The following is a 23,282-nucleotide window of genomic DNA, read 5'->3' on the forward strand; positions in this document are numbered from 1 at the left end:
CTCGGGGGCGGTGCCGGTGCTGGTTTCGTGCTGACCTGTGGGCACCGCTTGTCATCCCTGGTGATCGCTCCCGTGCTGGGTGCGTGCTGGGTTCAGGCTTCGTATCGTCGTGTGGAATCGAGGCCTGCCTGGCTAGGTGCTGTCCGGCAATCACCGCACGCTCGCGGCGATCGAGGCTGGCCTGTCGCAGATCGGATAGATGAACCGCTGCCCTGCCAGCGGCTGATCGCCCCTCCAGCTCTCCTGCAACGCCATCGCGGGGCCAGGACGATCCGGCGACCTGGAGGAGCTGTACGACGAGTTGGAGAACGTGGAGTGGCGGCAGTACACGGGCCTCGACGACAAGATGCTGGATCTGCTGGAAAGGTCGACGTCGCCTCCCTCGGCGAGGCGAACCTCGACTTCGCCAGCGTCCAGTTCATGTTCCTGCCCGACGAGCTGCTGCGGGCCGAGGCGGCCTTCGATGCCGGCCGGTCGACGGCGACTGCGGATGAGCGGTGGGTGGCCGGGCTTGAGCAGTGTGAGCCGGTGCTCGATGCGGTGGAGACCTCCCGGGCCGCGTACAGATCGGCAACAGCGCAACCGCGCTCGGTGTGATCCTCACTGTGTTTGAGCGGCATGCGGGTGAGCTGGCCGAGGGCTGGTTCGACGCGGACACGCGTGGCCCGAGTCGCAAGGGCACAGCCCCGCTGGAGACAGTGTTCGGGGTGCGGGAAATCCCGTTGGAGACCGCGGTTGCAGTACGAGCCGCGATCGACCAACTGGTGCAGGACGGCACCGTGGCGGAGAACGAACCGTGGCGCGCGCTGGAAGTCCTGGCCATGAGCCACAGCTGCTGAAGCCAGGGGAGACCCGTTCTACGGGGAGCACGCGTACGGGCTGGTGCACCGCACGGCGAACAGGGGGCTATCCCCGCGGGTACGGGGAGCAGGGCAACACCGGGGCCTGGTCGGGGACGACGACGGGATCATCCCCGCGGGTGCGGGGAGCAGTCCGGCCGGTACGCGTCGAGCTTGTCCCATGCGGGATCATCCCCGCGGAGCGGGGAGCAGTACGCGCAGCCGATCACCGGGTTCCACGCGATGGGATCATCCCTGCAGGTGCGGCGAGCACGACGACGTGCCGATCCTGGCCATGGGCGGCGAGGGACCATCCCCGCGGGTGCGGCGAGCACTTGCGCCACAAATATCCCTGCGTGAAACCGGTGGGATCATCCCCGCGGGTGCGGGGAGCACTACCTCCACATGCCCGACGACCAAACCATCGTGGGACCATCCCCGCGGGTGCAGGGAGCACATGGTGATGGTCAGCGGCAGGCCGATCTGGTTGGGACCATCTCTACGCAGGTTCGGGGAGGACGCCATGATGATGGCGCCCTGAAGGTACGGCGCGGGACCATCCCCGCGGGGGCGGGGAGCACGGATGGGGCGCCTCAGCGAAGCGCACCGTGACAGGACCATCCCCGCGGGTGCGGGGAGCAGAAGCTGATCGGCGTCGGCATGGACGACGCGAAAGGACCTTCCCCTTGCGCTTGAGGCGGGTGAACAGCTCCCGCAGCTGGGGCTCGCCGTTGGGCAGCGGCTTGTCGAAGGTGATGCGGCCATCATGCAGCAGGGCCGTGCCGTGGTGGGTGGACTTGCCCACGCCCAGAGCGCAGAACACATCGATCGACGTGAAATTGTTGCTGGTCACCGGGCTTTCCCTCCCCGGAGTCACGACCGGTGGCCCGCCCGGGCACCGGAGATCGGCAGCCACATTACGCAGCCCTGCCTGTCGGCGGACACGCTTCCATCAGCGATCAACCGGTGCCGCCGGGACCGGCGACAGCACCCCCCGGATCATCAAGGACAGGGGCAAAGAGCCATACCGGCCCCGGAGGCCACGAGCCCGAACCGGGCTATACGAGGAAGGTAATGGGCAGAGAACGGCGCCGTCATCGACAAGTTGCATGACGGGGCCATTCTCGACCATGGCCGAACGCTGCCCTCTGACGGCGCGTGAGTTCTGGGCCCAATGTGGGTCCGAGTTCAGCCGACGCCGACAGCCATCCCCGCGGGCGCGGGAGCAGGAACGCGGCGACATGGATGAGATGTCGTTCGCGGGACCATCCCCCGCGGGCGCGGGGAGCAGGCGAGCGTCCACGGAGTGCCGTTCGCCACCCAGGGACCATCCCCGCGGGCGCGGGGAGCAGTTGGCACCTTCCATGGCGATCCACGTTGAGCGGGGACCATCCCCGCGGCTGCGGGGAGCACCCAACGGTGATCTTGAGGCTGAGTTCCTTGTCGGAACCATCCCCGCGGGTGCGGGGAGCAGTCCGGCCGGTACGCGTCGAGCTTGTCCCATGCGGGATCATCCCCGCGGAGCGGGGAGCAGTACGCGCAGCCGATCACCGGGTTCCACGCGATGGGATCATCCCTGCAGGTGCCGGGAGCAACACCGAGCCGCTTGAGCCGCCGTTTCGGCACGGGGACCATCCCCGCGGGTGCGGGGAGCACTCCACGCTGATTTCGCGCATGTTCATCAGCGGGGACCATCCCCGCGGGTGCGGGACCACTCACGACCGTGGAGCGCGCCCGAGACCGCCTTGGGACCATCCCCGCGGGTGCGGGCAGCAGTGGGTGTCCGTGAGGTTGTCCCACTTGCGGAGGGGAGCATTGTCGAGAATCATCCCAGCGGGTGCGGGGCGCAGCAGCGGTCGGACACCGCCTTGCGAGGAGTGCTGGGACCATCCCCACAGGTGCGGGGAGCAGCGCGCAGCCACGGCAGCGCGAGCCCACCGCCGGGACCATCCCCGCGAGTGCATGGAGCACAGTGAGTACCACGGGAACAACCGGTGGCAGCCGGGACCATCCCCGCGGGTGCGGGGAGCACACAACCGACGGGATCTGGACAGCTGACCTGCCGGGACCATCCCCGCGGGTGCGGGGAGCACACAACCGACGGGATCTGGACAGCTGACCTGCCGGGACCATCCCCACGGGTGCGGGGAGCAGTCGTTGTCACGCATGACGAGGCCGGCGACGCGGGGGCCATCCCCGCGGGTGCGGGGAGCAGTGGTGCAGTGAGGGCCGGGCCGGGGAGTCCTGGGGACCATCCCCGCGGGTGCGGAGAGCAGGCTCATCTTGCCCTGAGCCACCGTCAGCCCACGGGACCATCCCCGCAACTGCGGGGAGCAGTAGATCGCCTTCGCCTTTTCCGTGGGGGGCCAGGGGCCATCCCCGCGGGTGCGGGGAGCAGATCCCGATTGCCACCGCCATGGCCGCGGTTCTGGGACCATCCCCGCGGTTCCGGGGAGCAGGTCATCACCGATCACCAGGGCCGCTACCTGATGGGACCATCCCCGTGGGCCCGGGGAGCAGAAGACCGCCGAGATCGAGGTCAGCGGGCCGGTGGGACCATCCTCGCGGGTGCGGGGAGCAGTCAGGTTCGTGAGAGTGACCTCGGCCATCGACGGGACCATCCCCGGGTGCTGGGAGCAGGTATGGACCAGCCGCAGCCCCTCCTTCCTGGGGGGACCATCCCCGCGTTCGCGGGGAGCAGGGCGGAACCATGGAATGGATCTACCGCGGCTGGGGACCATCCCCGCGGGTGCGGGGAGCAGCCGATAGTGGCGGTCTTGTGCTGCAGCATCAGGGGACCATCCCCGAGGGTGCGGGGAGCAGATGCTCGGACCACGGTCGAGCGGTTCGTCCGGGGGACCATCCCCGCGGATGCGGGGAGCAGCTCGTGGTGACCGACGACCACACCGAAGCCTGGGGACCATCCCGCGAGTGCGGGGAGCAGCTCGTAGCGTCCACCTGGTCGTCGTGCGTGGAGGGATCATCCCCGCGGGTGCGCGGAGCAGACCGGCGCCCGGGTGGACGCGTGGCCGTCGCAGGGGCCATCCCCGCGGGTGCGGGGAGCAGCGGGCGGAGGAGGCGCTGCTAGGGGCGATGCTGGGACCATCCCCACGGGCATGGGGAGCAGGCCGGAGCCATGGCCGACAGCAGCATGGTCGTGGGACCATCCCCGCGGGTGCGGGGAGTAGATCGCCGGGCCCTGGAAGACACCGCCGTTGGCGGGATCATCCCCGCAGGTGCGGTGAGCAGACGAGCTGGTTCGGCGCGGAGAAGTTGGGCGCGGGACCATCCCCGCGGGTGCAAGGAGCAGATGGTGTCGCCGGAGCCGTCGACACGCAGCTCGGGACCATCCCCGCGCGTGCGGAGAGCAGGTGCGCGACCGGCTCGGCCGTGCGACGGGCACGGGACCATCCCCGCGGGCGCGGAGAGCAGAGCGCCACCGGCGAGGGTGACGAGGTGATCGTGGCACCATCCCCGCATGCGCGGGAAGCAGGACAGCGCGAGCGTTCCAAGGCACCATCCCCGCGGGTGCGGGGAACAGTGCTCCTGCTTCTTCTCGAGCACGTCGAGGTTGGGACCATCCCCGCGGGCACGGGGAGCAGCCGACGGTGCGGGAGATCCGGGCGGCGACCGGGGGCCCATCCCCGCGGGCGCGGGGAGCAGACCGGCCAGTTGCAGTACTCCACATGGATGCCGGGACCACCCCCGCGGGCGAGGGGAGCAGGGCCTCAGCTTCCCCGTCACGTTTCCGATCACGGGACCATCCCCGCGGGCGCGGGGAGCAGGTGATGATGAACGCGGCCAGCAGCAGCGGCCAGGGCCCATCCCCGCGGGTGCGGGGAGCACCCGAGCCAGGTGAGCTTCCCTGCGAGCGTGGCGGGACCATCCCCGGGGGTGCGGGGCTGGCGACCCACTGGCGCACGAACGTCGCCTTGGGGGACCATCCCCGCGGGCGCGAGGAGCAGATGGCGTCCACGATCGCCGCCGCGCCGAACTCGGGGTCATCCCCGCGGCTGCGGGGAGCAGTACGACGGCCTGCCTAGTACGACGACCCGCAGGAACCATACCCGCAGGTGCGGGGAGCAGAATCCGAGTGTCGCGTCGATCTGGTCCAGCTGGGGACCACCCCCGCTGGTAGCGGGGAGCAGGCGGTCTCGGTCAGATCCTGGGCAGCACCGGAGGGACCATTCCTGCGGGTGCGGGGAGCAGCACTGTCGGCGACGCGTGAATCGTGACCCACGTCCGACACTTGGGTTCGCTACTGGTCCACTTTTCAGCCGTCGCCGACACAGCACGTCGGGGATCCACGAGATCTACGAGGGCGGGGGCGACCATCCCCGCGGTGCGGGGAGCACGCGACGACCGCGGGTACCGCGCTGCTAGCCGGGGGACCATCCTCGCGGATGCGGGGAGCACTTGTGCTGTGGGCTAGGTTCGGCCAGGACGTGGGGACCCTCCCTGCGGATGCGGGGGCCGATCGTCTGGCCTTTGGGCTGCTTGACGGCCATGGGACCATCCCCGCGGGTACAGGGAGCAGATGGCGCTCGCCCACGATAGATGCGGCGTATGGGAGCCGTCCCCGCGGGTGCGGAGAGCAGCCCAGCATCCAGGCCGGACCGTTCACCCCGGCGGGACCATCCCCGTGGGTGCGGGGAACAGCGCACCACGGTCGCCGATGAGATGGCCGAACTGGGACCATCCCCGCGGGCGCGGAGAGCAGCTCACGGAGGGCACGCAGGCGCAGTCTCTCCAGGGACCATCCTCGCGGGGCGGGGAGCAGGGCACCACGGGCACCGTCGAGTTCATGGGCAAGGGACCATCCCCGCGCGCGAGGAGCAGCGGAGGCTGTCTGCAGTGATCCGGTAGGTGTGGTGGGGCCATCCCCGCGGGTGCGGGGCAGACCGCCTATGCGGTCGACCTGAACATCAACTGGAGGTTATCCCCCACTGGTGCGAGGTGCAGGTGGGCATCATCCGGCCGAAGGACTACCTTGACGGAGCCATCGCCGTGGAAGTGGGGGCACCCAGCCGCGGTCGCTTTGGCCGGGGTCGTTTCGGGACCATCTCACCGGGTGCGGGGACCAGGGGGTGTCGTGGTGCGGGATCTGCGGGTGCTGGGACCATCCCTGCGGGCGCCGGGAGCGCCTGGAGGCCCACGGCTACGAAGTGCCCGGTCCGGGACCATCCCCGCAGGCGCGGGGAGCAGGGGCTGCCCTTTGTCAGCCCATCCATGCCCGGGGACCATCCCCGCGGGTGCAGGGAGCAGGCCACCTTCAACGGGACCGGCATCAAGCTGATGGGACCATCCCCGCGGGCGGGGAGCAAAGTCCGCACTGCCACCAGGTTGGACGACTTGGCACCAACCCCGCGGGCAGCGGGCCAACAACAGCGTACGGAAGTACACCCCGTCCATGGCGGGCCAGCCCTGCGGCGCGGGGACCCCTTCGATGATGCGGCGGTGGAGCGTCCAGCGGATGGGATCAACCCCGCGAGCCTGGGGACCACCCCCGGGGTCGAGGATCTTCGCGTTCGCCCGGGCTGAGCGGGGACCATCTCCGCGAGCGCGGGGAGACGCCCGTTGTGGATAACTTCTGGCGGCCAATCGCCCCTGGTCAGCGCATTACTGACGGTGCGAAATACGGAGAGTGGTTGTGGTAGGGGCCCACCAACAAGGCCATCTATTTCGCCGCGTCCGCCATAAACAAGGCAACTCGACTACGTCCCAACGTCCTTGATTTGTTCGCAGGCTCCGGTGGTTTCGAGCTGGGCGTGCAGTCGGCCAACGGGCTGGCCGCGCACGCGGACGCGTAGCTGGACGGGGTGCTCTCGAAGTGGCTGTGCACCATGGGGTTCCTCAGCGAGGGCGAAGACAGCGGAGCGGTCTTCGGCGCGACAGCAGAGGGAGAAGTGGCTGGCCGCGACGTCTTCCTGCCCACGCCGGTCTGCCTCACCACGACCACCGCTATGGCTGCGCGCTCCTAGTGGCGACCATCCCCGCGTCCGCGGGGAGCAGAGCCAGACCTTCAAGGTCGAGGACGGTGGCCAGGAACCATCCCCGCCGGCGCGGGGAGCAGGACGGCTCCACTTACCGGTGGTGGCTCAACCAGGGACCATCCCCGCGGGTGCGGGGAGTACCCCCTGGACTATGTCGGCGAAAACGTCCCTGGGGGACCATCCCCGCCGGCGTAGGGAGCACACGGCCCGGTCGAACTTCTCTGCCCGCTCCTGGGGACATCCCGCGGGTGCGAGAAGCACGCTCGTCTCCGTCTTCAACGCGAGCTGAGGGGGGACCATCCCCGCGGGCGCGGGAGCCAGACCGTCTTGTCACCCGTACCGGCGTCCACAGCGGGACCATCCCCCCCGAGTGCGGGGAGCACAAGGCGGTGTGGCTGATTTTGACCGCGTCCCAGGGGCCATCCCCGCGGGTGCGGACGGCAGTTGTCGCTGGCCAGGGTGCCATGTTGGGTTCCGTAGGGACCATCCCCGCGGGTGCGGGGAGCACGCGTCCAGGTTCTGGATGAAGATCGCCGCGCAGGGACCATCCCCGCGGGTGCGGGAGCACGGGGCGACGGTCAGGTTGGCGTACCAGATGCCGGGACCATCCCCGCGGGTGCGGGGAGCAGTTTTGGGCCTGTGAATCCTTGCCGCCACTGGTGGGACCATCCCCGGGGGCGCGGGGAGCAGTGCCTGTACAGGCTCAGCCAGGTGTCGGCGTCGGGACCATCCCTGCGGATGCGGGGAGCACGCCGAGACCACGGACCTGATGCAGATCGTCCTGGGGCCATCCCCGCCGGTGCGGGGAGCACCCCGCGTACGTGACGATGCCGGGCTGGTAGACGGGGCCATCCCCGCGGGTGCGGAGAGCACCTGCTGACGAAGCTGCTGCGCTCGGCATTCCGGGGGCCATCCCCGCGTGTGCGGGGAGCAGTTCGCGATGGACGTCACGAACGCGACCTTCGTGGGACCATCCCCGCGGGTACGGGGCGCAGCGCACATCGGCCGTGACATCGGTCCATGTCGCGGACCATCCCCGCGGGTGTAGGGAGCAGACCTGCAGGGCGACACCGCCGGGAACCGGCTGGGGACCATCCCCGCGGGTGCGAGGAACAGGTCGGCAACGTGCCCTTCGGCCGCTACAAGCGGCGGCCATCTCCACAGGTGCGGGGAGCAGATGCGGCCTTGCGCCATGACGGCGTCGCCTATGGGACCATCCCCGCGCGTGCGGGGAGTAGCTGTTCGAGATCGAAGTCGACAAGGTCAAGATGAGACTATCCCCATGGGGGCGAGGGGGCAGTCGATCGGCACGGTGACACCGTCGGCCGGGAGCGGGACCATCCCCGCGGGTGCAGGGAGCACTGGGCGGCCCACCTGCGGTCGTGCGGTCCGTTGGGACCATCCCCGCGGTTTCGGGGAGCACTTGGCCAGGGCCATGACGGACATGCGGAGCTGGGGACCATCCCCGCCGGTGCGGGGAGCAGCAGAACAACGGCCCGTTCGACACCGGTGAGACGGGATCATCCCCGTCGGTGCGGGGAGCAGGGGTCGGCGCGCGCTCATGCCGACGACGCGTGAATTGTGATCCAGTTCCGAACCCAAGCGCCGCTACTGGTCCACTTTTCAGCCGTCGTCGACACGCCCAGCCCTCGAAGGCGAGGGGGTCATCCCCGCGAGTGCGGGGAGCACCCTGGTCCGACGAGGCAGTGCGCGATGTGGGCGGGACCATCCCTGCGGGCGCGGGGCCCAGTTGGGATGGGATCCGACCGGCTCCAGCGAGGAGGGAGCATCCCCCCGCGCGCGGGGGCGGATGCCGTGGGCGCTCTACCACGGGCGTCGTCTGGGACCATCTCCACCTGCGCGGGGAGCAGCCCGCGTCGAATTTGGTAATGCCGGACTCCCCGGGACCATCCCCCTCGGTGGAGGGAGCACAAGAACGAGGCCGACGCCCCCGATTATGAGGCGGACCACTCCCGCTGGCGCGGGGAGCGCACCGTGCCGTCCGGCTCTCTGAACCGGCGCACGGGACCGTCCTCGCGGTCTCTGAGGAGCACCACACGCTCCATGGGACCATCCCCGCGGACGCAGGGAGCAGACGGTCTCGTGCCCGTAGAAGAGACCCTGGTCGGGATCATCTCCGCAGGTGCGGGAAGTAGCGCTCGTAGGCGCCGATATCACCGGCCCAGATGGAGCCATCCGTGCAGGTGCAGGGGGCAGGCCGCCGTCGGAGGCCTCGGTTTCTACGCATCGGGACTATCCCCGCGGGCGGGGAGCAGCCCAGGACGCTGCGCTCGGCGCCGAGCATGATGGGACAACCCCTCGGATGCGGGGAGCAGTTCCACGCCTTGATCCGCTCCTCGCCAATGGCGGGACCATCCCCGCGGGAGCGGGGAGCATTGGTACGGCGGTGCTGTGTGGGTGTTCGCCGCGGGACCATTTCCTCAGGTGCGGGGAGCGCCTGTCCGGCGGCGAAGCCGTCATGCGGCCCGAGGGACCATCCCCGCGGGTGCGGGGAGCACGACACACCAGTGCCGTCCCGATCTCGGCCCAGGGACCATCCCCACAGGTGCGGGGAGCAGCCAGCGCCACCGCCGGTGAACCAACCCAGCTCGGGATCATCCCCCGCGGGGGTGGGGAACACGGCACCGACGCGTCCGGCGGTTATGCAGTCCCGGGATCATCCCCGCGGGCGCGGGGAGCAGCCGACCGCAGGCTCCCACAGCGGTACGTACAGGGGATCATCCCCGAGGGCGCAGGGAGCAGTCGTCGATCTGCTGGTCGCTGTAGCCGTTGCTGGGATCATCCCCGCGGGTGCAGGGAGCACATCGTCGACCATCCCCGCGGGTACGGGGAACACTCCCAGGAAAAGGGAAGCCTCGCACCATACTTGGGACCATCCCTGCGTGCGGGGAGCACATATGCACGGGGACCTCGGCACGCGTCGACAGGGGACCATCCCGCGAGCAACGGGAAGCTCTCCCTCACCCAGCTCGGCAGGACGTCCGAGCTGGGCCATCCCCGCGTGCGGGGAGCAGCGGCGCATCCACACGTCGGAGTGGCCGCCAGTGGGATCATCCCCGCGAGTGCGGAGAGCAGGCCTTGCGGCGGGCCGCGTGGGCGGTGGCCTTGGGATCACCCCGCGGGTGCGGGGAGCAGTTTGGCCGGCTCGCGCGCTGGCGCGAGGTGTCGGGATCATCCTCGCGGGCACGGGGAGCAGATCGGGTCGGTGAGGTAGTCCTGGCGCGCGTTGGGATCATCCCCACGGGTGCGGGGAGCACATGATCGACCAGTCGCCGCTGACCTCGACCCAGGGACCATCCCCGCAGGTGCAGGGAGCAGCCGCCCATTCGCGCTGCATAGGTGTCGGCGATGGGATCATCCCCGCGGGTGCTGGGAGCAGTCGAACCAGGACCGCGGGTCATCCATCGCGGGTGGACCATCCCCCCGCGGTGCGAGGAGCAGTGCCGGGCATCCTGCCCGGAGGTGAGTGGGTAGGGGCCATCCTCGCAAGAGCGAGGAGCACCGATTGGTCCACTTCACGCGCCACTTGGCGATGGGACCATCTCGGCACAGGCGCTTACCGGGTGAGCAGCAGCCCGCAGCCGTACGCCCGTGCATGCCCGATGCCCTGAGTCATGGCGTCGACCAGGGCGGCAGGATCAGTGACGGTGAGCGTGCCCCGGATTTCCGCGCGGACGATGCGCAGGCCCTTGTGGGGGCCGGGGCTTGTGACGGTGGGGAGCATCCGGACAGCAAGGGACTCTTCTTCGGCGGTAGCGCCGATGCGGGTGAGGCCGTCGGGTGCTTTGCGTGGTTCGCCGGGGGGCTGGAGGCGGCGTACGAACCAGTTCTTCACGTGGTCGGGGCGGGTGTGAGCGGTTCGGCGGCCGCGAGGGCGGTCCGGAGCTGGCGGCCCGGATAGGCGGTTGTATGTGGGGTTGACGACGGCGCGGAAGGTGAAGGAGTCACCGGCGCGCAACGTGCGGTCGACCGTGATTACGTGTGGTTTGTCGTTGAGCGCGCCGCGGGGCATACCCGCCCAGTCTCCCGGGACTCTGGACTGCACGACCAGGACGAGGGCACCGGCCTTCAGGTCGACGGACCACGTGGACAGCACCCCCATCTGGGCGCGGGCATCGGGGTCACCGTCCGTGACCCAGCCGCGGAAGCCGCTCATGACGGTGCGGTGCATGTCCTGGGCGTCGACGAGGGACTTGGCGGTGTACGGGTGCCGGGCATCCATGGTCAGAACGCTATGTGTGGCAACGAAGCGGGCGGCAGCTGGAGGCTTGGTCACGGGATGACGTCCCATTCGGTGGCGTTCTCGGCGATGGTGACGCGGGTCCGTGTCTCCCACCGCGTGGTGTGTGCGCGATGGTTCGCGTCGAAGGTGACGGGCTGGTCCTGTACGGGGGTTGCTGCTGGGGCGCCCGGTGGTGCTTCAACCCATGCCCAGGGTCGGGGTGACGGCCGCGGCCCGACGCTCTGCGAGGGCAGGAGAGCGGTGGACTTGAAGACGTCTTCGATGGCCCCGCTGTTCAGGGGGCCGGCCAGCGTTCCGGAGGGTGGGCACGACTTGCGGCCCAGCCACAGCAGGCGTTTCGGGCTCTCCAGCGCCACAGCGATCCTTTCGAGGAAGGCCCGGTCCGGGTGCTGCAGCGCGGCCACGAACGCGGCATCGGCCAGGTACCAGCGTTCGGTGATGAGCGCGTCCCGAGAGAGCTGCTTGGAGACCAAGGCGCCTGAATCCGGTTCGGTGACGACGTATTTCGGCGCTCCGTACCAGTCGGCGAGCTCGTGGTGACCGAACGCCGTCCCGTCGGTGTTCGCCATGTCGGCCGCCAGCGCGGCCGCCAGGCGGTGATCGGTGATGATGTCACGCGGGCGGACCGGATATCTGCCAGCCCCGACGACGTGGTAGTCGCGCACCGGGGTGCCGGGGTGGTCGGCGCGGACGCCGAAGCGGGCTGCGACGAGATCGTCGTCGAGTTCCTCGGCGCGGTCGTGCCCGAGGGCTGCGGCGCACAGGCCGATCACCCCGGACTTCGTGGGTCGGTTGTGGGTGTCGCGTCGGGAGAACCGGGAGACCGTCCCCCAGGACTGCAGCGGGGCGGCGAGTCTGATGAGCAGGACGTGCCCGGTCACGCCGTGAGCTCCTCGACGGACTCCACGTCCTTGACACCCAGTTCCTGGAGGACGGCGTGGATGGTCGGGTCGTAAGTGAGGATGCGGCCTGCCGTGATGTCGTCGCGCCGTCGGCAGACGAAGTCGTGGTGGGCGAGGAGTCGGCGTACGGCGAGTTCCCCGGCGGGTCCCCCGTCGGAGACCTCGTCGATGGGCCTTTGGAAGGCGGCGGCGTAGTTGAACGGGCGGTCTCCGTCGAAGACGAGGACCAGGGCGGGCAACACTCCCGTCGAGGCGGTCGAGTTCTTCTTGGCTTCCGGGAAGGCGTTGACGAAGGAGCTGACGAACTCCGCCTCGGCAGCGACGGCGGCGGACTCGGCGTCCGGTTCGGACATGCCTGCTGCGCGCAGGTTCTGCCGCAGTTTGCGACGGTCGAGGACGGCGTGGCGGTAGAAGGTGCCGGAGATGAGGGCCTGGTAGCCGGTCATGCCCGCTCCGGAATCGTCAGCCGCGTCGAGGAAGTCGAGGGCGTTGCTCTTGCGGGCGAGTTTGGCGTCGTCGGCGGCGGCGTAAAAGTCGTCCGTGTGCTCAGCCTCGTGGACGGTGAAGGCGTGGCTGCTCTGAATCGCCCCGTCGACGTTCGGCGAGCCCGGGATCTCGGCGAGGAAGCGGCCGTAGAGCGCGATGTCGATCGCGTCGCGGGGCGCCAACGCAGTGAGAACTGCATTCCGGGTCGCCTTCGGCAACGCGGGAAGCTTGGCATCGGCGGTCTCGGCGGCGCCGTCTGCTTCGTTCGTGCTCGCGTCCTCCTCCTGAGGACCGCTCTTGCGCCGCCCCTTCAGCTTCTTCGCGGCCGCTGTCGCCTCGGACAGGGCGATGTACTGCTCTGCCCACGCGCCGATCGTCGCCTTGTCGGTGTTGATGTGGTCGGCGATACGCTCGCCCGCGTCCGCCGGTGCGAAAAGCAGCACCTTGGTCAGATTGGCGACGGTGGGCTTCGCCGGGTCGCCGAATTTGAGGCCGATGGCCTGCAGAACCGCTCGCGATGTCGGCAGGGCTTGCTCCTTGGCCCAGCCATGCCGCGTTTCCAAGGCGCGAGCGGTCACCAGCGCCCACTCACGGGTGCGGACACCCATGGTGTGTCCGGCAAGCGGCCCCTTCTGGGCGTTCGCCCGATCGCGCGAGAACACCCGCTCGGCACGACGACGCGCCTGACTGGTGATCATGTGGCGCTCCACGCCGCCATAGACGATGGACTTCGGGGCGCCGTTCTCGTCCCGGACGGGGAGCACCGCGGCGAGGGTCTCCAGCAAGTGGAGGGAGAGGAACTGGTGCCCGGTCAGGGCAACGTGGGTGCTCACGTCAGCGTGTCCTTCGTTGTCGTCGTGGTGGTGGTCCTGTTGTTCCTGGCGGTGGGTCTCGGCGGCGGCGCATGGAAGTCGACGGCCCACTGGTAACGGATGCGGGCCTGACGGTCGGTCCAGCGGGCAAGGTCGTCCGCGAGCCGTGACCAGGAGGGCGGCGGCCGGTCACACGAGCGCAGCCGGGTGATGGCGTGCTGAAGGTGTCGCAGGGGAGGCCGGCGACTGGCCACGATGCGGTCCATCAGCCGACTGGCACCGGCGTCGTCGGGACCACGCCCCACGCTGGTGCCGATCCCGCGGGCAGCAGCCCCGAGGCTTCCATAGCCTCTCGACGGCTCGACGGCCCCCCGGTGGTAGACGGCGAACAGGAAGGCCACCTGCTCGAACACCTCACGACGCCGCGGGTCGAACCAGCCCGCTTCGATGTGTGCGTTCTGACTGATGGTTGGCCGTCGCAGTTCGGCAAGCTTTCCGTAGTCACGGCTGTTCACCAGAGCGACCAGCCACTGCGTGAGCAGTTCACTGCGCACGGGCCCGCGCACGCGGATTTCGTCGGCGAGTGTGTTCCGGTTTCCAGCCCCCGGTGCGTCGGCGATCACGTTCGGTCCCCTTTCAGTTCGTCAGGGGCCTTAGGCCCGGTGAGGTCGCTTGCAAGGCGGCGAACCGCCTGCGCCCGCGCCTGATAGCCACGCGAGTTGGCGGGCAGCGAATCAAGCCGGTTACGCAGGAAACGCTCCGCGGCCTCCGCGAGCACGGCCGCGTACTCGACGAGCGCCGCGTCGACCTGATCCTCGTTCTCTGCTGCCGTCGTCTCGTCCAACAGCACGTGGAAGGGCTCCGCAGTGTGGGCCCAGTGCTCCGGCCGCGCGTCGAACCGGGCGAGCTGGGCGTCCTTGTCGGCCGGTTTCGGGTTGGGGTACGTCACGGTCCAGGCGACATACGCCGCCCTGGACAGGCTGGAGGCCACGTACTCGGCGATGAGGGAACCCCGCTCGGCCGCGTACCGCAGGTCACGCTCCCGGCCCGGCACGAAGGGGAACGTGTCCGACACCCAGGTGACAACCGTGGTCTGTCTGGCGATCAGTCCGACGGTCCAGAGGTTGAGCCGACGGCCGCTGAGCCTGGCGAGGCGGTCGTAGAGGTCGGGCCCGTGGTCCCGGTCCGCGACCGCGGCGTACAGGGCATGCGCCTCGCGCCACAGGGCCCGGGAGGCCGAGGGCCGCAGCGGCTTCGCCGTACCGTCCGCCGTTGTCGTGTAGACCGCGTCCTGCAGGTGGTGTGCGGCCAGCGGTTCGAGGAGCTCACCGGCCGCCACCAGGACACGGTCGACGGCAGGCTGCCCGTCCTCGGTGAGGGCCGGCCGCATGAGGATCGAGCGTCCGAGAACGGTATGCAGGTCGGCTGGCCCGTCCACCCGCCGCCCCGTTGGCTTGGTCTGAAATCCCCGGCGGGGCTGGGGAGCCACTGTCCAGGTGCGGTTGAAGCGGCCGGGGGCTCCGTCGCCCGGCACAAGGTTGAGTCGCAGCGTGTCACCGAGCGTTGTGCCCAGCGCGAAAACGCGAATGCGTGCGCCGAGGCGTCCTGCGGCTAGGTTGGTGATCGTAGGCCCCAGGGTGTCCTTGCCGGAGATCCGAGCGCGGCCGCCGGGTCCGTAGGCGTGCTGGGTGAGCATCGCCCGGAAGGCGACATCGGCGGGCAGCGGAGCAGGGTGTTCGAGGTGGTGATGGTCGAAGAACAGGTTGTAGTCCCCGGCGTGCTCGATCACCAGCTGGGCGGGGCCTGCTCCGTGTTCGTCGAGGTAAGGAGCAAGGAGAGCGTTCTGCCCCAGTGGCTCCACGGGGTGGAAGAGGTTCCAGTGTTCGTCGGGGCGGCTGTCCAGCCAGTTGGCGGCGCCGGTCAGCGGGCTGCTGCTATACACCTGCTCGAGCCACTCGTCGACCGTCGCCGGGCAGGACCCGGAGGCGTAGCAGACGGCGAGGAGGTACTCCAGCAGTGCGACGGTCTCCCCAGCGGTCGTTCCCGAGACGCCGAGTAACTCGTCCGCGCGCCGCAGAGCACCGACCAGGGTGACCGAGGTACTTTGCCCGGCGGTTGTCAGTGCCGGGACGCATGCTTGTCGTCGCGGGTCCCAGCCAGGACATAACTCCTCCGCTGGAGACGGATGTAATTCGGACAACGGCACCTGCATCTCTCCTTCAGTCGCCACAGTTATCTGATGAGATGCGGCAGGACCGTAGCACGGGGGATGAGGGCAATATGGGCGAACCAGAAGATTTCAACGGCACTGCATACCAATGGTGTTGGGGGACGATCGATCTCTCCGGCCGACTGGTATGGAATCCGCTCGTCGCTGAGATGGTCACCGCTGGTTCCGTCATGCTCGAACTGTGGGAGCAGGTGTTGAGCCCACGGCAACGGGCGGATCTCGCTGAGGGTTTCGCAGCTGAGGCCGAGCAAAGTGCCCGCGTGGCGGCCGCTTTCCTGGCAGGTGTGAGCCGTATCGGCCACGCCAGCCCGTCGCACATGGTTTCGTTCGGTGCGGGGCAGCAGCCCGCCCCCGCCCTGGAGCAGGCGCGCACGGCATGGCGGGAGCAAGCACTGCGGGCGGGGCTTCCGCTGCCGCCCGTTGGGGCCCGGGTTCGTCACGCCGATCCAGCGCACATCACGGCGGCGGTACTGCCGCGGCTGACCGGTTGCGACTGTGCAGGGTACGTCGACGGTGAGCGGTGCCGCGATCAGAACCATCAAGGCCTCTACGTGGCCGCCTACGCACTCGACCGGCCCTCCGCCGACGTGCTGCACGTCGACACGGTCGCCAAGGCCTATCGGGCGACCGGCGGCCTCGCCTGGGATGCGGTCCGGGCCGCGTTGGTAGACGCCGTCGCCCACCACGTGGGCATCGACGCACGGAGTCTTCCGTACCTGATTCGGCCCTCGGATCCCCTGCGGCTGACGGCCTTCGGTCGCCTGGTCGCCCAGTGCAACGGCCTTGCCTGCGGGGGCACGCTTGGCGGCTTCGCCTCGCCTTACGACACCCGAGAGGCCATGTCCGACCGCGCGCGGGCGCACGCCCGGGAAGCGGTCTCACGGATGCGCGTGGCCGGGTGACAGCCGCGATCCCCGCTCTGCGGGGCTGATGCCTCTTCAGTCGCCACAAGGATCATCTCCGCGGTGCGGAGCAGATCAACCCGCCGATGGCGGCGCGCCGATCGTAATGGGCCTGGCAGAAGGTGACTAGTAGCGTCCGCACTGACCTGCGGGCTATTCCTCGGACTGTGCCAGCCGCAGCGTCACTGCGGCAATCCCGGCTTGACCGCCGAAGGCGATCAGAGGTTGTTGGGTGGGCGGGATGCTGTGGAGCGGCGGGACGCCGAGGGATGTCAAGGACGTGGCGGTGACCAGTCGCAGCACCTCTTCCCCTGTGCGGAAATCCCACAGCCGCATGGTCGTGTCCTTGAGGCCGGTGCTTACTATCAGGGGGCGGGAACCGATTGGCCGCACGATGCCGAGGGCGGATACGGGTCCGTCATGCCGGGTCGGCAGTGTGAACGGCTGTTGCTCCGGAGCAGCCGGCGCCCACAGGTGTACGCCGCCGTCGACTGCTCCGGCTGCCAGGAGCCACTCGCCCTCTTCATCTCCTGGACAGACGGCCAGAGACTCCACGGGGCCGATATGTCCCGGCCATTCGTCATGAGATTGGTGAAACGGGCGACACAGCAGTACGCCTTGGCCGGAGGCGACAGCGAGAACACCGCCCGATGGCAGGGGCAGGTACGCCAGCGCGGAGACGGGTCGGCAGGTGTCCTCGCGGCCGTGTAGCCACCCCAGCACCTCGCCTGTCGTCGGGTCGCAGTACGCGACCGATCCGCGGCTGGTCCCTACGGCCAGGATGGTTCGCGTACCGTCGGCGAAGGCGACGAACGCGGTCGCGTGGTCCTCTTCCGAAGTCCAGACGTTCATCAGCTGCCAGTCGCCGTTCCAGCAGCCGACCGTCTTGTCCGGCAGCCCTACGAAGACCAGCGCGGAACCGTCCGCCGCCGTGTGCGTGGCGAGGGCCGTCACCGGGCCCTCAACTCCTGCCTGGGGAAAGGCGATCGAGGCGGTGACCTCGCCCGTGTCGGCCGACCTCACGACAAGGTTCCGGTCGAGGCCGACCGAGACCAGCTCGGCGGGACCGGAGCTCCCTGGCAGCACCGCGTGCAGCGTTCCGCCAGCAGACCGGGAGGACCACGCTGTGCGGGGGGTCCACGCTGCGGGGTTCCAGACACGGACGGTCCGGTCGAGCGAGCCGGAGACCAGGACGGGCACTCCGTCGAGGCCACGTACAATAGCGAGCCCCGTTACGGCACTTGTGTGGTCGGTGGGAAACCGGCAGACCTCCTCGCCGGTTTCGGGATCCCACAGCTGCACGGCGCCGTCGTCGGCGCCTAGCGCGAGCAGGGTGTCCGCGTCTGGCTGGGGGTAGGGCGTCAGAACGGCCGCGGACTGCCTGATCGTGTGGTGCCGGCGTTCAGCGCCTGTCAGGGCGTCCCAGAATCTGACCGTTTTCGAGGCCCGCGTTGCCATGGCCAGCATGGGGCTGCCGTTCCGCGTGTTGAGCAGGGCAAGCGCGGAGAATTGCTCTTCCGGGGCTGGCACGGTGCACACCAGGTCGAGGGATGTACCGTCAAGAATCTCGACGGTGTCCGCTCTGAAAACGGCCAGAAGTGTGAGGTCGCCGGGCAGGCGCAGGACGGCAAGGGCGTTCACCGGACCGGCCGGGGCGTCTGCGTCCGCCATGTCGCTGGCGAGCACAGTCCCGGTATGCGGATCACATAGGACGAGACCGTCGGACGTACCGATGGCCAGCCGAACCGCCCCCTGCTGGTCGCTGAAGGACACCATGTCGTGAACGGAGGCGGTGACGGGCAGTGGTGCGTGCTGGCCGCTCAGCGGATCGCACGTCCATGCGCCGATGTCGCAGCCGACGGCCAACAGGGGCTCTCCCTGCGGACGGGGCACGACGGCCAGTGTCCGCGCGAAGGGACCCGGCCCCAAGATCGGTGGGCCGACCGGAGTCACGGTGGACGGATCCCACACCCGTACGGTGCCGTCGGCGCCGCCCACGGCGATCAGCGGCGTCCCGTCCCGCAAGGTGAAGGACACGAGGGAACAGACGTCCGCGTCTTCTCGCGCCAAGACGTTGCCCGGCACCGTGAGGTCCTTCCACCTGGGCACGAGATTCCCGACGGCCGGGCTGCCCGTGCCGCGGGTGCTCGAAGAAGCGGTGGTCTGCGACTCGCCTAGGGCAAAGCGCAGGCTTTCCGCACGCGCGAGGGGCGGCGCGTCGGCAAGGAAGGGTTCGATGCGGGTCCACGCGGACAGGCACGTCGTGTCCTCGGCATGCTCCGAGAGCAGTCCGAGAGTGCCCCGTACGTTCCCGCTCGTCTCGTAGGGCAGGAACCTCTCTGTGATAACCCGGTCGTTCAGCACACCCCCGGCTGCTGCGTGCTGAATCAGGTGGCGGCGTAGATACGGGTGCGGCGGCACGTCCTTCGCCTGCTGCAGAGCACTGAAAGCATGAGCCAGTTGCCGATGGGCCTGCCTCACGTCCGCCGTCGACACCTCAGATCTCACGGGTGTCGCATCGGCATCAAGAAGCAGTTGCGGGTTGTCCCTCAGCACCTCGCTGATGCGCTCGTGAATCGGCCGGTAGACATACCTGTCGTCCTCCACCCCGGTCGTCAGATATCCGTTGAGCCGGTTCTCCCGTACGCCCCGGATCACCGCATCAGGAGCAGTGACGTCGCCTCCCGCCAGTGCCGTCACCGCGCACGGCCACACTTCGGCCCACGGAAGGCCGGCGCCCTGCGCGAGTGCCGTGGCCCGCAGGACCTGCACGACATGCTCGGCCGCCAGACCTGTATGGCGCCGTATCGCGGCAATGTCCTGCCGCAGAAGCTCTTGCGTCCCCTGCCGCAGGGTGCGCCGCCACTCCGGATCGTCCGGATCAGGCAGCCGCCTCTGTGTGTGAAGCGCCTCGGCAGCGAGGCGGGCGTCGAGGAACGAGGGTGCCGTCTCCTCGGCCACCGCGGCAGCAACCTCGCCCAATCTGCGGGGATCCGGACATTCTGAGGACTCGGAACTGTCAAACAGGGTCCTGAGCAGCGTGTCGGCGTACGCCTCGATGTCCTCCGCGGTGCCAGTGTCCGTCCGCAGGGGCTCGTCGGCGTCCGTTGAACGGACCAGCAGGTCCAGCAGATCCGATGCCCGGTCCTGTGACGGACGGAGTCGACCAACTGTGCCAACCTGCGCACTGCGGACGCCCAGAAGCATCCGGACAGCGGGCTGTCCGTCGTCTGTCCACTGCTCAGCCAGCCGACGGACGAGATTGGTGACGATCCATCGCGGATTCCTCGCCTCGTCGATGCCGTCGATGACGATCGTCAGAGGCCGGCCCTCCTGGCGAACAGTGGCCAGCACATGGTCCAGAAGCTGATCGAGTGGGGTGATCGTTCTGCCACCGGCGGGCGGTTTGTCCGTGAGCGCGGTGTACAGTGCCGCGGCCAGCTCATCAACGTCCATGTTCCGGGCGAGCACCGCAGCGTCGACGACCCCCTCCGGCACGAGGAGATCGGGCGGTATCGCCTCGACGAAAGACCGATACCTCTCGTCGGACCGGAATGTCGGGGCGCTGAGCGTGACGACCCGAGCGAGCAGTGCGGACTTGCCCGATCCTGCTTCCCCCGTGACGACGAGAGTGCCACTCCCGCCCTCAAGGAACTCGGTCATGCGCCGTACGTGACTGGTCCGGCCGGTGAAGTACCAGCCAAGATCATCGCGAGAAGGTCGCCCGGAAGCTCGGGAAAGCCAGTACGAGTCGAGCTCAGGCTGAGGCTCATAGCCGGGGTTAGGGAGGCAGGGACTGGGATGCTCGTGCTCCTTGCGACCCAGCAGCGAATGTCTCGGCCAGAGGAACTGGACTTCGGGCGCGACTCCCACCTCGTACAAGCCCGTCATCGCCGTGAAGAGTTCCCCAAAGCTCAGGTGAGAACGTGCGAACCCCAACTCTCGCGCCTTGAAGTGGGTGGCAACGGCGTCGAGAAAGCGCGTGAACTGTTCCGGGTGTGGGGTCCCTGTCTCGTTCGCAGACGAGATAACGACGAGGGAGTTCAGATGTCGCCGTGTGTCGTTCAGTGCTTGGAAGCGCCTCAGCAACTCCCTGTCCAGGACGCCGGAGTAGCAAGAATCAACCATGACCAGGACATGGTCGGCATCGGAGTCCAATACTCTCGTAATCAGGTCGGCGGTCGGAAACGCCGTCGCCGGAAGACGGTGCTCGTGTGACTTCGGCAGGAGCAGGAAATGGTCGCCTGACGGTCGGCTGACTCCGTGGCCGGTGATGTAAATGACAAGGGCCTCGTTGTGGGCCGCGTTCTCCGGCCTTCTCTTATCGAGGAAAGCGCGGAGATCGTAGACATCGTGGAGTTGCTCGGGCGCAGCAACGGTGAACCTGCGCTCCGTGCCGAGATCCTCATCGGCCCACCACCCCCTCACGGCGGCGACCTGTGCGTCGATGCCCTTCTTGAAGACAGCGTCTCTGGCGGCGTCGCCGGTGTCGTACTCCGAAACAGCAATCTCGATCAGAGTGCGTCGCTTCGTCTTCGGGGCCGTGCTCTGGGTCACCGGCAGTGGTCCGCAATCACTCGCGCAATCGGGCTAGACCGCAGGTAGCGGAGCGCGCTGTGCGGGTCTCCGATGCCGTTGTTGACTTCCGCATCAGTGACGTCTGGCGAGAGAGTGCTGAGCCCCCTACCTCCAGTGATGAAGTCTCCGGGGTCGAAGACGTTGACCCACGCGATGCCGCCGGGCAGCTTCAAAGGTGCTCCGTCGGCGATGTTCAGCCCACGCCGCACCGAGGGGATGGTTAACGGGGATCCGCACGTCACGAGCGTGCGCACAGCAGCGGTTCGGTCCGGTGCGATCTCGCCTCGGCGGAGCAAGTCGTAAGCGATCACGCTTCCCAGCGAATGCCCGATGACGACGGAGGTACTCGCACCGAAGGCCTCCGCAACCAAGGCCCGAACCCGAGCGGCGAGGTCGGGCTCGTGCAGGTAGAACCGCACCTCACGCATCGCACTCACAAGGAGCTTCCCCCCTCCCCGGGGAAAGCGCAGGTCGTAAGCCATCACCAGGCGCGTCAGACGTGGAGGCCAAAGCTGCGGTAGACCGAGCGTCTGCAGCTCCAACTGTTGGATACGGTCCAGGTCTTCCTGACGGACGACTTCCTCCAGCGCCGCGGCTACGAAGTCGACTTCCTCCTCGCTCAATGGCGCCGCGGCATCGAAGCGATCCTCCTCTGGACCGAGGTGGTTCGCTCCGCGCTCCAACAACCCAGTCCAGTACGGCAGTTCCAACGCGTCGACAGGCAGGTCCGGCATATCCAGCTCGCCAAGACCACCATTGAGCGCCCCGGACCAGTCGTCCGTCAGTTGTCTTTTCGACGCCCTGGACTGCCGAATCCCGTGTACCCCAACAACGTGCGTCACGTTCGTGCTTCCCCCGCCAGCATGCCGTTCAGGACAGGCATCGAGACTAGTGCGTCATCCAGTTCTGACGGGCTGTATCCGGCCGCTTGGGCAACGACCGCCTCCACAGCCTCCTCCTGTGCCGCCACGCAGCAATGGGATGAATTGCCAACGTGTACCTGCAGCACCTGGGAAGATCAGGTCAGCGAGCGCCGAGGTGTGCCTCCTGCACCGGCGGGAATGGTTCCCACTGCACACCCCAATGACGTGGCTTGCCTGGCTACTCCGCACACCGGCGGGGATGATCCCTACGTGAGGCCCAGACGATCATCAAGCCGCCCCCCTCCCTGCGGCCGCGGGGATGGTCCCTCCATCGGGCTCGGTTTCCCCTAGCCGGACGGCTGCTCCCGCACCCGCGGGGATGGTCCCGACCTCAAGCCCGCCGTGGGCGATCACCTGCGCTGCTCCCCGCAACCGTGAGGATGGTCCCGCGAACGTCCTCTGGGTGTCGGCCCACGACTGCCGCTCCCCGCACCCGCGGGGATGGTCCCTCGCTCACTAAATGGGCCGACGGGCACGCGGAGTGCTCCCAGCACTGCCGGAGATGGTCCCGTGTCCGCGGATGCCCAGGCTTTACTTGCCGTCTGCTCACTGCACCCGCGGGGATGGTCCCGCCAGCCAGACCATCAACCAGGTGGCAGGTAAGTGCTCCCCGCATCCGCGGGGTTGGTCCCGTGCAGATCAACGGCGGCGTCATTCAGCAGGGGGCTCCCCGTACCTGCGGGGATGGTCCCACCGTGCCCCCGGCCGAAGAACACTGGGGACAGTGCTCCCCGCGCCCGCGGGGATGGTCCCCGCGCCGCGCCCGGTCCACCACCACCTCGACGGTGCTTCCCGCACCCGCGGGAGTGGTCCCACCATCGGCAGGTCTTCCGATCACACGTAGGCCTTCTCCTCGCACCCGCGGGGATGGTCCCGCCACGTCACCGGTCACTCCGGATGTCGACGGCTGCTTCCCGTACCCGCGGGGATGGTCCCGCGGTCGAGCAGGCCCAGGACAAGACCAAGCACTGCTCCTCGCTCCCGCGGGGATGGTCCCGCTGGCGTGGGACACACCGCCGGCACGATCGGCTACCCCCGCACTCGCGGGGATGATCCCCTGGTCAAGATGTACGCCCGGATGCTGCCGTTCTGTTCGCGCACCTGCCGGGATGGTCCCGGAGCCTGACCCGTGATTCACGGAGTGGACGTGCGCTCCCCGTACCTGCGGGGATGGCCCCCCGGGGCGTCCGAGTTCCGTACGAGCTTCGATGTGCTCCCCGCTCCGGCGGGGATGGTCCCGGCCTCCTGTTCCGGTTCCTCTCCGTCCTCGCGTGCTTCCCGCACCCGCGGGGATGGCCCCCCTTGGAATCTTTGGGCCGTCGGCTCGACTCCGTGCCCCCTGCAACCGCGGGG

At 68.8% G+C, this 23,282-nt stretch carries 10 protein-coding genes; 3 read left to right on the forward strand and 7 right to left on the reverse strand.

All coding sequences use genetic code 11. The annotated features are described in order from the left end of the window. Window positions 1-420 precede the first annotated feature (420 nt). Both ACWDAG_RS35435 and ACWDAG_RS35440 read left to right on the forward strand, forming a co-directional pair. A complete protein-coding gene (locus ACWDAG_RS35435; RefSeq protein ID WP_450699650.1) occupies window positions 421-597 on the forward strand; it encodes a hypothetical protein in 177 nt (58 codons plus the stop codon). Then, window positions 594-839 (forward strand): hypothetical protein, encoded by a 246-nt coding sequence (locus tag ACWDAG_RS35440; protein WP_450699651.1) that lies wholly within the window; start codon window positions 594-596, stop codon window positions 837-839. Before ACWDAG_RS35435 ends, ACWDAG_RS35440 begins: the two co-directional genes overlap by 4 nt. 9,570 nt (window positions 840-10,409) lie before the next feature. Here ACWDAG_RS35440 and ACWDAG_RS35445 read toward each other — a convergent pair. From ACWDAG_RS35445 to ACWDAG_RS35465, 5 genes are read right to left on the reverse strand one after another with little or no spacing between them, the layout of a single operon-like run. After that, window positions 10,410-11,144: a type I-E CRISPR-associated protein Cas6/Cse3/CasE gene (locus ACWDAG_RS35445; protein ID WP_450699652.1), complete on the reverse strand. Its 735-nt coding sequence runs from the start codon at window positions 11,142-11,144 to the stop codon at window positions 10,410-10,412. After that, window positions 11,126-11,977, reverse strand: coding sequence for a type I-E CRISPR-associated protein Cas5/CasD (gene cas5e, locus ACWDAG_RS35450; RefSeq protein WP_450699653.1), 852 nt, complete (start codon window positions 11,975-11,977; stop codon window positions 11,126-11,128). The genes ACWDAG_RS35445 and cas5e overlap by 19 nt, the downstream gene beginning before the upstream one ends. After that, on the reverse strand, window positions 11,974-13,317 hold the full coding sequence (locus ACWDAG_RS35455) for a type I-E CRISPR-associated protein Cas7/Cse4/CasC (RefSeq protein WP_450699654.1): 1,344 nt from the start codon (window positions 13,315-13,317) through the stop codon (window positions 11,974-11,976). The genes cas5e and ACWDAG_RS35455 overlap by 4 nt, the downstream gene beginning before the upstream one ends. After that, window positions 13,314-13,919: a type I-E CRISPR-associated protein Cse2/CasB gene (casB, locus tag ACWDAG_RS35460; RefSeq protein WP_450699655.1), complete on the reverse strand. Its 606-nt coding sequence runs from the start codon at window positions 13,917-13,919 to the stop codon at window positions 13,314-13,316. The genes ACWDAG_RS35455 and casB overlap by 4 nt, the downstream gene beginning before the upstream one ends. After that, window positions 13,916-15,508: a type I-E CRISPR-associated protein Cse1/CasA gene (locus ACWDAG_RS35465; protein ID WP_450699656.1), complete on the reverse strand. Its 1,593-nt coding sequence runs from the start codon at window positions 15,506-15,508 to the stop codon at window positions 13,916-13,918. The genes casB and ACWDAG_RS35465 overlap by 4 nt, the downstream gene beginning before the upstream one ends. A 68-nt stretch (window positions 15,509-15,576) precedes the next feature. On the opposite strand from ACWDAG_RS35465, the gene ACWDAG_RS35470 reads away from it, so the two are divergent. Then, window positions 15,577-16,428: an HD domain-containing protein gene (locus tag ACWDAG_RS35470; RefSeq protein ID WP_450699657.1), complete on the forward strand. Its 852-nt coding sequence runs from the start codon at window positions 15,577-15,579 to the stop codon at window positions 16,426-16,428. A 153-nt stretch (window positions 16,429-16,581) separates the two neighbouring features. Here ACWDAG_RS35470 and ACWDAG_RS35475 read toward each other — a convergent pair whose 3' ends face one another. Next, window positions 16,582-20,985, reverse strand: coding sequence for an AAA family ATPase (locus tag ACWDAG_RS35475; protein WP_450699658.1), 4,404 nt, complete (start codon window positions 20,983-20,985; stop codon window positions 16,582-16,584). Continuing rightward, on the reverse strand, window positions 20,982-21,848 hold the full coding sequence (locus ACWDAG_RS35480; RefSeq protein WP_450699659.1) for a hypothetical protein: 867 nt from the start codon (window positions 21,846-21,848) through the stop codon (window positions 20,982-20,984). Before ACWDAG_RS35480 ends, ACWDAG_RS35475 begins: the two co-directional genes overlap by 4 nt. Between the last annotated feature and the right edge of the window lie 1,434 nt (window positions 21,849-23,282).

This window comes from Streptomyces sp. NPDC001157 (assembly GCF_053598255.1).